The 12194-nt window shown below is 69.7% G+C and carries 11 protein-coding genes; 6 read left to right on the top strand and 5 right to left on the bottom strand.

Features of this window, described 5'->3' with window-relative positions; genetic code table 11:
- Window positions 1-106 precede the first annotated feature (106 nt).
- Window positions 107-1003, bottom strand: coding sequence for an L-histidine N(alpha)-methyltransferase (gene egtD, locus AC07PU_RS33265; protein WP_256222371.1), 897 nt, complete (start codon window positions 1001-1003; stop codon window positions 107-109).
- A 146-nt stretch (window positions 1004-1149) separates the two neighbouring features.
- Window positions 1150-2403 (bottom strand): ergothioneine biosynthesis protein EgtB, encoded by a 1254-nt coding sequence (gene egtB / locus AC07PU_RS33260; RefSeq protein WP_495322525.1) that lies wholly within the window; start codon window positions 2401-2403, stop codon window positions 1150-1152.
- 173 nt (window positions 2404-2576) lie between these two features.
- On the opposite strand from egtB, the gene AC07PU_RS33255 reads away from it, so the two are divergent.
- Window positions 2577-3923, top strand: a complete 1347-nt coding sequence (locus AC07PU_RS33255) for an NAD(P)/FAD-dependent oxidoreductase (protein WP_495322524.1) — start codon at window positions 2577-2579, stop codon at window positions 3921-3923.
- Window positions 3924-3948: 25 nt separating this feature from the next.
- Window positions 3949-4200 (top strand): hypothetical protein, encoded by a 252-nt coding sequence (locus AC07PU_RS33250; protein ID WP_296776335.1) that lies wholly within the window; start codon window positions 3949-3951, stop codon window positions 4198-4200.
- 30 nt (window positions 4201-4230) lie between these two features.
- Here the strand turns inward: AC07PU_RS33250 and AC07PU_RS33245 are convergent, their stop codons facing one another.
- Window positions 4231-6168, bottom strand: a complete 1938-nt coding sequence (locus AC07PU_RS33245; RefSeq protein ID WP_296776338.1) for a PhoX family protein — start codon at window positions 6166-6168, stop codon at window positions 4231-4233.
- 98 nt (window positions 6169-6266) lie between these two features.
- The gene (locus tag AC07PU_RS33240) at window positions 6267-6794 is read right to left on the bottom strand and encodes a thermonuclease family protein (RefSeq protein WP_208511984.1); all 528 of its coding nucleotides are present in this window, start codon (window positions 6792-6794) and stop codon (window positions 6267-6269) included.
- Window positions 6795-6995: 201 nt separating this feature from the next.
- Here AC07PU_RS33240 and AC07PU_RS33235 point away from each other — a divergent pair, with 201 nt between their 5' ends.
- Entirely contained in the window at window positions 6996-7718 is a 723-nt protein-coding gene (locus AC07PU_RS33235) for an SDR family oxidoreductase (protein ID WP_495322523.1), read from the top strand.
- An 11-nt stretch (window positions 7719-7729) separates the two neighbouring features.
- Complete coding sequence (locus AC07PU_RS33230; RefSeq protein ID WP_495322522.1) at window positions 7730-8431, top strand: aspartate/glutamate racemase family protein; 702 nt, start codon at window positions 7730-7732, stop codon at window positions 8429-8431.
- 9 nt (window positions 8432-8440) lie between these two features.
- Here AC07PU_RS33230 and AC07PU_RS33225 read toward each other — a convergent pair whose 3' ends face one another.
- A complete protein-coding gene (locus AC07PU_RS33225) occupies window positions 8441-10138 on the bottom strand; it encodes a long-chain fatty acid--CoA ligase (RefSeq protein WP_495322521.1) in 1698 nt (565 codons plus the stop codon).
- Window positions 10139-10427: 289 nt separating this feature from the next.
- Between AC07PU_RS33225 and AC07PU_RS33220 the strand changes: the two genes are divergently transcribed.
- Window positions 10428-10868, top strand: a complete 441-nt coding sequence (locus tag AC07PU_RS33220) for an OsmC family protein (RefSeq protein ID WP_057596490.1) — start codon at window positions 10428-10430, stop codon at window positions 10866-10868.
- Between the two features lie 47 nt (window positions 10869-10915).
- Window positions 10916-11884, top strand: coding sequence for a Bug family tripartite tricarboxylate transporter substrate binding protein (locus AC07PU_RS33215; protein WP_296776342.1), 969 nt, complete (start codon window positions 10916-10918; stop codon window positions 11882-11884).
- Window positions 11885-12194: the final 310 nt, after the last annotated feature.

The raw sequence follows: 12194 nt of genomic DNA, 5'->3' as shown, positions 1-12194 counted from the left end.
TTTTCTTTGCCTACTTTCTTTTGGCGAAGCAAAAGAAAGTAGGTCCGCCGCCGGGCGGAATTCCCGGCTCCTGCCTCTGCAAGAACAAGACCTTCGAAAAGGACCGTCAAGCCCCCAACCAATGCACGCTAAACAACCTCTCCGAATCCACCCAAACCGCCCCCGGCCGAAACCCCGCCTTCACAGCCAAAGCACGAAACCCATCCACAGTGAACTTGTGCGAGTACTCCGTATGAATGGTCTCCCCTTCCTCGAACCCAAACGACTCGCCATTCAATGAAACGCTCTGAGCCCGCCGACTCACCAGATGCATCTCGATCCGCCGCAAAGGCGCATTGAAGAAAGCCGCATGCGTGAACCCATCGAGATCGAAGTCCGCATCCAGCTCCGAATTGGCACGCCGCAACAGATTGAGATTGAACGCCGCCGTCACCCCTTGCGCATCGTTGTAGGCCGCATGCAGCCGCGCCGGATCCTTCACCAGATCCACCCCGATCAGCATCCCCCCACCACGCAACATCCGAGCCGCCAACTGCAAGAAGGCCAGCGCCTCGTCAGGCTCGAAGTTCCCCAGCGTAGACCCCGGAAAGAACCCCACCCGCCGCCCGGCCCCAGGCATGGGCGCGGGCAACACCAGCGGCATCGTGTAGTCAGCGGCAATCGGCTGCACGGCCAACTCCGGATAGTCCGCACGCAAGCGCGCAGCAGCCCCTTCGAGATACTCGCCCGAGATATCGATCGGCAGATAACGCTTCGGCGACTCGAGCGCATCGAGCAGCAAGCGGATCTTGGTCAACGACCCCGCTCCGAACTCCACGATCTCCGCATTCGGCCCGATCTGCTTCGCGATCTCTCCCGCGCACTCGCCGAGGATGCGCAACTCGGTGCGCGTCGGGTAGTACTCGGGCAGATCGCAGATCTGATCGAACAGCTGCGAGCCCACGACGTCATAGAAGAATTTCGGCGAGATGCTGCGCGGCGTGCGCGCCAGCCCCGCCTGCATCTCGCGCGCGAACTCGGACAGCGGCGCGGTCGTGGCGGGCGCAACGACGGCGGGACGCTTCTTCGCCGAGAACGGCAACGAAGAAGACGAGGAAGAAGCGGAAGCAGTCGAAGCTGCCGCGGGAATGGGAGCGAATGGGCGCATGGTCAGAGATCCTTCGCGAGCCGCAGGCCGGTGAATTGCCAGCGCGCGGCCGGCGGGAAGAAGTTGCGATAACTGGGGCGCGCATGGCCCTCGGGCGTGGCCACGCTGCCGCCGCGCAGCACGAGCTGGCCCACCATGAACTTGCCGTTGTATTCGGCCGCGACGCCAGGCAGAGGCTTGAAGCCCGGATACGGGTCGTACGAGGAACGCGTCCATTGCCACACGTGGCCGGTCATCTGCGAGATGCCCGGGTTGCCGAACGCGGCCTCCCACTCGAACTCGGTCGGTAGCCGCGCGCCGGCCCACTCGGCATACGCGGCGGCCTCGTAGAAACTCAGTTGCGATACCGGCGCCTCGGGCTCGATCGGCCGCACGCCGTGCAGGCCGAACACATGCCAGCCGCCGGCATTGGCCGACGAGGCACCCAGGCGCGGATCGTCGGGCGCGAGCCAGTAGGCCGGATGGCGCCAGCCCTGCGACTGCACCGCGGCCCAGCCGTCGGACAACCACAGCTCGGGCCGCTGGTAGCCGCCATCGGCGATGAACTGCGCATAGTCGCCACAGCTCACGAGCCGGTCGGCGATCGCATGCGGCTGCAGCAGCGCGCGATGGCGCGGGGTCTCGTTGTCGAACGAGAAGCCCGCGCCGTCATGGCCGATCTCGACCAGGCCGCCCTCGTGCGGCAGCCAGCGCATGGCGGGCGGCACCGCGGCCAGCCGCAGCGCGGGGCCGCCGGCGGGCTTGTAGGCGGGCAGCAGCGGGTTGCACGACAGCGCATGAAGGATGTCGGTGAGCAACAGCTCCTGGTGCTGCTGCTCGTGGTTCAGGCCCAGCGTGACGATGGGCTCGAGCGTGGCCCAGGCGGCCTCGGCCTCGTCGCTGTCGAGGAAGGCCAGCACGGCCGCATCGACATGGCGACGGTAAGCCTGCACCTCGTCGAGCGAGGGCCGCGTGAGCAGGCCGCGCTGCGGCCGCGGATGGCGCGGGCCCAGGGCCTCGTAGTAGGAATTGAAGAGGTAATGGAAACGCGTGTCGAAGGGCTGGTAGCCACTCGCATGCGGCTGCAGCAACACGGTCTCGAAGAACCAGGTGGTGTGCGCGAGATGCCATTTGGTCGGGCTCGCGTCGGGCATCGACTGGATGCACTGGTCTTCGGCGGAAAGCGGTGCGGCAAGCGCGAGGCTGGCGGCGCGCACGGAGCGGAACTGCTCTCGCACGGTGCCGGCTGCCGGCGTGATCGGCCGGGAAAGCGTCATGGGTTCTCCAGTCGCGGGTCAACGAAGTTTGTAGCCGATGCTTCCGACGGCGGCGCGTAGGACAAGGACCCGCCCCCTGGCGCAGGCTGTCCCTCCTCGCGCCATCCGACGGCGGGTCGGCCACTTTGGCACAAGATGGCTTCGCGTGCAGGGCGCTGCGTATCATCCGTTCGATGCAAACGACCAACTCCCCAGGCCGCCCCCGCGTCGTCATCGTCGGCTGCGGTTTCGGCGGGCTCGAAGCGGCTCGCAAGCTGCAAGGCGCCGACGTCGACGTGACGGTGATCGACCGCACCAACCACCACCTGTTCCAGCCGCTGCTCTACCAGGTGGCGACCGCCGGGCTGGCGGCGCCGTCGATCGCGGCACCGGTGCGCGGGCTGTTCCGCGGCCAGGCCAACATCACGACCCTGCTCGGCGAGGTCTCGGCCATCGATCCGGCCGCGCGCACGGTGCGCATGGCCGACGGCAACCCGGTGCCCTACGACCACCTGATCGTCGCGGCCGGCGCCACCCACAGCTATTTCGGGCGCGACGAATGGTCGGCCAATGCGCCGGGCCTCAAGACCCTGGCCGATGCCTTCGAGATCCGCCGCCGCGTGCTGCTGTCCTTCGAGACCGCCGAGCTCACGACCGACGCGCAGCGCCGCCGCGCGCTGCTGACCTTCGTGGTGATCGGCGCCGGCCCCACGGGTGTGGAGATGGCGGGCACGCTGGCCGAGATCGCCAAGCACACGCTCGCGGGCGAGTTCCGCCACATCGACCCGGCGAGCGCGCAGGTGCTGCTGGTCGAGGGCGGGCCGCGCGTGCTGCAGGCGATGCCCGAGGGCCTGAGCCAGAAGGCGCTCGAGCAACTCGAGAAGCTCGGCGTCGAGGTGCGGCTCAATGCGCGCGTGACCGCGATCGACGCCACCGGCCTCGAGGTGCAGACCGGCGGCGGCGCCGACGGCGCGCCCGCGCAGAGCTACCGCATCGACAGCAGCTGCGTGGTGTGGGCCGCGGGCGTGGCGGCCTCGCCGCTCGGGCGCATGCTCGGCAGCGCCACCGGCGTCGAATGCGACCGCGCGGGCCGCATCAAGGTCGAGCCCGACCTGAGCCTCGCGGGCCATCCCGAGATCAGCGTGGTCGGCGACCTCGCGGCCGCCATGAGCCATGCGCCCGGCAAGGAGCCGCGGCCGGTGCCCGGCGTGTCGCCCGGCGCCAAGCAGGCCGGGCGCGCCGCGGCCGCCAACATCCTGCGCCGCATCGCGGGCCAGCCCACGCAGCCCTTCCGCTACCGCGACTACGGCAACCTCGCGACCATCGGCCGCAATTCCGCCGTGGTCGACCTCGGCACGCCCTTCGGCCCGCTGCGCTTCAGCGGCCGGCTCGCGTGGCTGTTCTGGCTGTTCGCGCACGCGTACTTCCTGATCGGCTTCCGCAACCGCATCGTGGTGATGATGGACTGGGCCGGCGCCTACTGGAGCTTCCAGCGCAATGCGCGCGTGGTGGCCGACGTGAACGGCCGCAGCGAGTCCTGAGCCGCGCCGCCGCAGGAGGTCCGCCATGTCGCTGCTGCCCTGGATCGCGCTGCACGCCCTCACCGCGCTGTTCTGGCTCTGGATCCTGCGCTGGGGCGGCGCGCACTGGCTCGAAGGCACCTTCGCCTCGGGCTTCCTCGTGAGCATCTTCGCGCCGCGCTGGAGCGAGGAAGGCCTGCGCATGTGTGCGCTGCTGATGCTGATCGTCTGCGGCATCAGCTTCGTGCTCGGGCTGGTCATGCCCGAACTGCGCTGCTGGTACGGCGGCGCCTGCTGAGCGCCGCCGCTCGCTCCCGGGGACCAGCGCTCAGGTCCCGACCACGCCGCCGTCGTTCTTCGTGATCGCCACCGTCGCCGAACGCGGGCGGCCCGCGCCGTCGGGCCATTTCGACACCGCGAGCGGACGATCGGGATCGCTGCGCTCGTTGGCCGGCTCGCCCGGGTGCTGGATGTTGATGAACAGCGTGCGCAGGTCCGGCGTGGCCGTGAGGCCGGTGATCTCGCAGCCGGCCGGGCCGAGCAGGAAGCGGCGGATCTCGCCTTGCGTCGGATCGCAGGCCAGCATCTGGTTGTTCGGCAGGTTGGTGTAGTCGCCCTTGCCGAGCGTGGAGGTCGAGACGTCGGTCTGGATCCACAGCACGCCGCGCGCATCGACCATCAGGCCGTCGGGGCTGCCGAAGGCGTCGCCCTTGACGTTGCCCTGCGCTTCCCAGCGCGACTGCTTCGGGTCGCCCGCGAGCACCAGGTGGTTCCACGCGAACTTGGTGCCGTCGAGGTCGCCCTGCTCCTTCCAGCGGATGATCTGGCCCATGGTGTTGTTGGAGCGCGGATTGGCCGCGTCCATGAACGGCTGGCCGGCACCGCCGCGGTTGCTGTTGTTGGTCAGCGTGCAGTAGACCTCCTTGGTCAGCGGATCGACGGTGGTCCACTCCGGGCGGTCCATCTTGGTCGCGCCCAGCAGGTCGCTGGCCTGGCGCGACTTGATCAGCACGTCGCCCTGGCTCGCGAAGCCCTTGTCGGCCACGAGTCCGTTCTGGCCCTGCACGAGCGGCAGCCATTCGCCGCTGCCGTCGACGTCGAAGCGCGCCACGTAGAGCGTGCCGTGGTCGAGCAGCTCGCGGTTGGCGGCCGCGCCGCCGGGCTTCACCGCGTCGCGGCTCACGAACTTGTAGATGTACTCGAAGCGCGAGTCCTCGCCCATGTAGACCACGGCCCGGCCGTCGGCGGTCAGCGCGGTGGCCGCGCCCTCGTGCGCGGCGCGGCCCATCGCGGTGCGCTTGCGCGGCGTGGAGGCCGGGTCCTGCGGATCGATCTCCACCACCCAGCCGTAGCGGTTGGGTTCGTTCGGGTTCTTCGTCACGTCGAAGCGCGGCTCGTGCTCGTGCCAGCGGTACTTGGCGCCGTTGCCCTTGCGGATGCCCCAGCGCTTCTGGTGCGCGTCGGGCGACTCGGGGCCCTCGAAGTAGTCGGCGAAGTTCTCCTCGCAGGTCAGGTAGGTGCCCCAGGGCGTCTGGCCGTTCGAGCAGTTGTTGTAGGTGCCCAGCACCTGCGTGCCGCTCGGATCGGCGGCCGTGCGCAGCATCGGATGGCCGGCGGCCGGGCCGCTCAGTGTCATCGGCGTGAGCGCGGTGACGCGGCGCGCGAAGCGCGAGGGCAGCACCTGCGACCACTTGGCGCCGTCGCGCTGCAGCTCGATCACCGACACGCCGTGCGCGTTCATCGACTTGCGCACCTTCTCGGGCGTCCAGGTTTTCATGCCGTCGACGTGCAGCAGGCCGTCGTCGACGTACTCGTGGTTCAGCACCAGCAGGCCGCGGTTCGAGCCCTCGATCGGGAAGAAGGCCATGCCGTCGTGGTGCATGCCGGCCTGCAGCGCCTGGTCGTCGGCCGAGTTGGAGCCGTCGGTCCTGAAGGCGGGCATGCTGCCGGCCACGCCGGTCGGATCGCCCCAGCGGTAGAGCACCTGCGCGCTGTAGCCCTCGGGCACCACCACCTGGTCGACCGCGGCCATCGCGATGCCCTTGAAGCCGATCGCGCGGCCCAGGCCGGCGACCGCGCCACCGCCGCTGCCGGCGGTCGATGCGCAACCCGCGAGCGAGCCGGCCGCGAGCGGGCCGAACAGCCCCGCCACCGCGGCGGCGAGGCCGCCACGCACGAGCACGCGCCGCGCCGGATCGGACACCTCGTGGATCGTGGGGTTGGCGGAAAGGTTGGAGTCCTCCATCCGGTCGAAATTCTTGGCCATGTCGTTGTTCTCTTCGGTGCGTGGGTTGCAAGAACCCCGAATGCTCTTCGCGCCGCATGAATCTCGCGTGACATGGGCCGTGCCCGGCCTCAAGGCACTCAGAAGGACGAGAAGAAGTTGTCACTCCAGTGAGATTCGCGTCGCTGCCGGCGCCATTCCCAAGGGGGCGTGGGCTTGGTATCCGCCCACAGCCCGGCGCGCTGGGCGCGGGCGCCGTCCTGCAGCCGGAACAGGTCGCCGCCGCGCTTGCTCGCGATGCCGTGGTAGTCGTAGACCCAGGCCCAGCCCTCCGACACCATGCGCCGGCCCGCGTCCTCGCCGTTGCACGACACGTCGGCCACGGTGCGGCCGTAGCGGTCGGTGTCGCGCGCGGTGATCAGCGCCTTCTCGGCATAGCAGAGCCGGCTCAGCGCCTGGCGGCTGCGCTGGCCATAGGGCTGCGCCTTCTCGGGCGCGTCGATGGCGGCGATGCGCACCTTGACCTGTTCGTAGGCACCGCTGCGGCCGCAGCGCGCGGTCAGCGTGTCGCCGTCGCTGACGCCGACGACGAGACAGCTGCGGGAAGCGGCCGCATGGGCCAGCAGGGGGAAGGCAAGAAGGATGGGAAGGAACGCGCGCAGGTGCATGAAGAAGACGGACGGATCGACAACGGACGAGGACGCATCGAGGCTAAGGGATTCGCGCGTCGGGCGCGGTGGGGACACACATTTTTTCCAGCGGCGCGCGGCACCGTGCCGCGCGCTTGACAGGGCGGCGCGGCCTTCTATGATCGAGTTCAATTATTTTGATTTGAGTTCCGAAATATGGAACTCGTTAAAAATCCAATCATGAGCAACACCTTCTCCCAGCAACGCGTCGCCATCGTCGGCGGCACCTCCGGCATCGGTCTCGCGGTGGCGCAGCGCGTCGTCCAGCAGGGCGGCCAGGTCCATGTGGGCGGTCGCTCGCCGCAGCGGCTGGCGGCCGCGCTCGAGCAGCTCGGTCCCGCGGTCACCGGCGCCACGGTCGATTCGTCCGACGCCGATTCGCTCGCGCGCTTCTTCGCGCCGCTGCCCACCATCGACCACCTGTTCACGCCCGGCGCGAGCTACAGCGTCGCGCCCTTCGGCAGCGAGGACGTGGCCCAGGTCGAGAGCCCGTTCCGCCAGAAGTTCTGGCCCCAGTACTGGGCCGTGCACCATGCGCTCGCCAAGCTGTCGCCCAGCGCTTCGGTGGTGCTGATGTCGGGCGGCGCGGGCGCGCGGCCGCTGCCGGGCGTCGCCAGCTACGCGGCCTGCAACAGCGCGATCGAGGGCCTGGGGCGCGCGCTCGCGATCGACCTGGCGCCGCGGCGCGTCAACACCGTGTCGCCCGGCACCATCGACAGCCCGCTGTGGCGCGGGCGCCCGGCCGCCGCGCGCGAGGCCGCCTATGCGGGCTTCGCCGCGATCAGCACGCTGGGCCGGGTCGGCACCGTCGAGGAAGTGGCCGACGCGGTGGTGTTCCTCATGGGCAACGGCTTCATGAGCGGCACCACGCTGTTCGCCGACGGCGGCTACACGCTGCGCTGAGGAGCCGCGCCATGCCGATCCGCATCCGCGTCGTCACGCCCCATGTCGCCCCGGTGCCCGCGAAGCTGCGCGAGATCGAGGATCTCGCCGAGGGCGGCGCGCTGCAGCTGTCGCAGGTCAACATCGCCGACGGCCCGCGCGCGATCGAGAGCCCGGCCGACGAGCACCGCTGCCTGCCCGGCGTGCTCGCGCGCATCGAGGAGGCCGAGGCGCAGGGCCTCGATGCGGTGGTGGTCGACTGTTTCGCCGATCCCGGCGTGGCGGCCGCGCGCGAGCGCGTGGCGATCCCCGTCATCGGCCCGGGCGAGGCCAGCCTGCACTTGGCGGCGACACTCGGCCGGCGGCTCGCGATCGTCACGGTGCTCGAGAGCGTGCGCCCGATGATCGATGCGCTCGCCGAGCGCACCGCGCTGGGCCCGCGGCTGGCGCCGCTGCGCGTGGTCGACACCGCGGTGCGCGAGCTCGACGCCGATCCCGAACGGCTGCTCGCGCGCCTGACCGAGGCGGCGGCGCGGGCCGTGCGCGACGACGGCGCCGACGCGATCGTGCTGGGCTGCACCGGCTTCCTGGGCGTGAGCGATGCGCTCGCGCGGACCCTGGCCGCCCAGGGCCTTGTCGTGCCCGTGGTGCATCCGCTGCGCAGCGCGGTGCTGCTGGCCGCGGCGCAGGTCCGGCTGGGGTTGCGGCACCGGGCGGCGCGCCCAGCGCGCTGACTCGGCGGATCAGGCGTTCTCGGCTTCCTGCAACAGGCGCCACATGACCTTGCCGCTGCCGCTCTTGGGCAGCGCGTCGACGAACTGCACCTGGCGCGGGATCTTGTAGACCGCCATGTTCTCGCGGCACCAGTCGATGATCTGCTGCGCGGTCGTGTCCTTGTGGGTGGCGCGCAGCACCACCACGGCCTTGACCGATTCGCCGCGGTAGGCGTCCTTGGTCGAGATCACGCAGGCTTCCTGGATCGCCGGGTGGCGGAACATCAGCAGCTCGACCTCGGCCGGCCAGACCTTGAAGCCGCTGGCGTTGATCATGCGCTTCAAGCGGTCGGTGATGAAGAAGTAGCCCTCCTCGTCCATGCGGCCCATGTCGCCCGAGCGGAAGAAGCGCTTGCCCTCGAACTCGACGAAGGCCGCGGCCGTGGCCTCGGGCCGCTTCCAGTAGCCCTGGAACACCTCGGGGCCATGGATGATGATTTCGCCCGATTCGCCCGGCGGCAGTTCCTTCAGCGTGTCGGGGTCGACCACGCGCGCGTCGGTGCTCATGAACGGGATGCCCAGGCACTGCTGCTTGGGATGCTCGGCCGGGTTCGAGTGCGAGGGCGCGGCCGTCTCGGTGAGGCCGTAGCCTTCCTGGTACTTGAGGCCGAACTGGTCCTGCAGCCGCTGCGCCACCGCCTGCGGCATGGCCGCGCCGCCGCCGCCGATGTAGCTGAGGCTCGAGAGGTCGTAGCTCGCGAAGTGCGGGCTCGCCATCAGGTCGATCACCATGGTCGGGATGTTGGTCCAGCTCGAGACCTTCCAGCGCGAGATCAGGCGCCCGGCCACGTCGCGGTCCCAGCGCGGCATGATGACCAGCGTGGCGGCCGCGAGGATCGCGGTGTGCATCATGCTGACCACGCCGGTGATGTGGAACATCGGCACCACGGCCAGCACCACCACCTCGGAATGGGCGCAGCCCCACAGGACGCCCGACAGGGCGTTGTGCATCAGGCTCGAATGGTGGTGGATGCAGCCCTTGGGCAGGCCGGTGGTGCCGCTGGTGTAGGGCAGCAGCGCCATGTCGTTGGCGCCCACCACGTGCTCGGGCACCGGGTGGCTGGTCTCGAGCGCCTCGGTCCAGGCCATGACCTCACCGCCGGCCAGCGCGGGCAGCGGATGGCGGGTGCCGAGCCAGTCGACCCAGGCGGGCGCGGGCGCGTCGTCGCCGGTCACGCCGGGATCGAAGGCGTCGGTGAACTGGGTCACGATCATCCTCGACAGGCGTTCGCCCTCGGGCAGCGCGTCGCTGGCCTTGGCCAGTTCGCCGGCCAGGTCGCCGGTGGTGATCGCCACCTTGGCATCGGCGTCGGTGATGTAGTGCTTGAGCTCCTCGGCCCGGTTCATCGGGTTGACCGGCACCACCACGGCATTGGCGCGCAGGATCGCGAAATGCGCGATCACCAGCTGCGGGCAGTTCTGCATGTCGAGCAGCACGCGGTCGCCGCGCTTCACGCCCAGCGCATGCAAGGTGCCGGCCAGGCGCTCGACCTGGCTCGCCAGCTCGCGGTAGCTGGTGACGCGGCCGAAGAACACCAGGGCGTTGTTGTCGGGGTAGCGCTCGGCGGCGGTCTTGAGGTTGTGCCAGAGCGACACCGCGGGCACGGTGATCGAATGCGGCAGGCGTTTGGGCCAGAACTTGTAATGCGGGCGTTGTTCCAGGGTCATGGCAGGCGGGCGGAAGGGGGAATTGGGGAATCCGGGCGGGGCGCGTCCGGCCGGAATGCCGGGCGCGCGAACCGCACGCCAGCCTAAGCCGAGCGCGGCGCGGCTCCCATCGGGGAAGCCCCCGGAGCGTCACCTTGGCGACGCCCTTTTTTCTACGTCGTCCGATCGCGGCCCACCGAAAAGGCCGGGGCGACAGCGCCGGCGACTACAGACGCGGCGCCCCGTTTCGGCGATACCCGGGGCTCCGCATCCCGTTCACCCATCCACCGACCACCGAAGGAGCATCTCCATGGCAGCAGAAAAGCACGCGAGCGTTCACTGGGAAGGCGCCGGCAAGACCGGCAAGGGCCAGGTCAGCACCGAGACCGGCGCGCTCAAGGACTACCCCTATGGCTTCGCCAGCCGTTTCGAGGACGACCGGCGCGGCACCAACCCCGAGGAGATCGTCGGCGCCGCGCACGCGGCCTGCTTCACGATGGCCTTCGCTTTCGCGCTCGAGAAGGAAGGCCTGGCCGCCACGAAGATCGACACCCGCGCGGCCGTGCGCCTGGCCAAGGACGGCGAGGGCTTCAAGATCGACCGCATCGCGCTCGAGCTCGACGCCGCCGTACCCAACCTCGACGAGGCGAAGTTCCAGCAGATCGCCGCGGCCGCCAAGGCCGGCTGCCCGCTGTCGAAGGCGCTCGCGAGCGTGCCCGAGATCACGCTGAAGGCGACGCTGGCCGGCTGAGGGCCTTGCCTATGATCGTCTCCTCACCAAGAACGAGGAGACGGATCATGAGCAACAACACCCTGCGGACCGCGCTCGCGGTCCTATCGCTGGCCGTGGGCACGGCCGCCACGGCCGCCTTTCCCGACAAGCCGATCAAGGTCGTGATCGGCTTCCCGGCCGGCGGCCCGCTCGACCAGCATGCGCGCCTGCTGACCGACAAGCTGCAGGCGGCGCTGGGCCAGCCGCTGATCGTGGACTACAAGCCCGGCGCGGGCGGCTCGGTAGGCGCCGACGCGGTCGCCAAGAGCCCGGCCGACGGCTACACGCTGATGCTCGCGAACACCGGCGTGGCCGTGATCAACGGTGCGCTCTACAGCAAGCTGCCCTACGACACGCAGCGCGACTTCGTGCCGATCGCGCGCACCGCGATGCAGCCGCTGGCGCTGCTGGTCACGCCCAAGCTGCCGGTGCAGAACCTCAGGCAGTTCATCGACTACGCGAAGGCGCGGCCGGGCCAGGTCAACTACGGCTCGGCCGGCAACGGCGGCATCAGCCACCTGGTGCCCGAGATGTTCAAGACCGCGACCGGCATCTTCATGGTCCACATCCCCTACCGCGGCAGCGCGCCGGCCTTCACCGACCTGATGGGCGGGCAGGTGCAGTTCATGGCCGAATCGATCCCGCAGGCCGCCAACTACCACAAGCAGGGCAAGGTGCGCGCGCTGGCCGTGACCAGCCGCGAGCGCAATCCCGCGCTGCCCGACATCCCGACCGTGGCCGAATCGGGCGTGAAGGGTTTCGAGGTGGTGGGCTTCTACGGCTTCTTCGCGCCCAAGGACACACCCAAGGAGGTGGTGGCCAAGCTCAGCGAGGCCTTCAAGCAGGTGCTGACCAGCGCCGAGGTGCGCGAGCGCATGGTGAGCCAGGGTGCCGACCCGGCCTTCCTGGGCAGCGAGGAGTTCGCGCGCTTCCTGGCGACCGAGACGCCGCGCTGGCGCGAGGCGGTGAAGGCTTCGGGCGCGCGGATGGATTGAGCCGGGAGGCCTGAGATACGCCGGGGGCGCGTGCACAGGACAGCGGGTACTTCCCTCCGCGAATGTCCCCCGGCCTTCGGCCTCCTCCTTGATTTCGCTGCGGGAAGCACCCGCTGCCCTGTGCACGTGGGCGCAGCGGTGGTGCGGGCGGCTCAACAACGATTGCGTCCAGGCTCACGCTGATGGGGTACTCCCCGCAGCGAAATAAAGGAGGAGCCGAAGGCGGGGGACATTCGCGGAGGGGAGTACCCCATCGGCGTGAGCCCGTCCCCCCTGTAAACGAAGCCAGCTCCGACACACCCGTGCGAGC

It is taken from the genome of Variovorax sp. GW821-FHT10D07, from assembly GCF_059415325.1.
The sequence above is the reverse complement of the archived record's forward strand: the minus strand, read 5'-3'. Positions and strand labels throughout refer to the sequence as shown.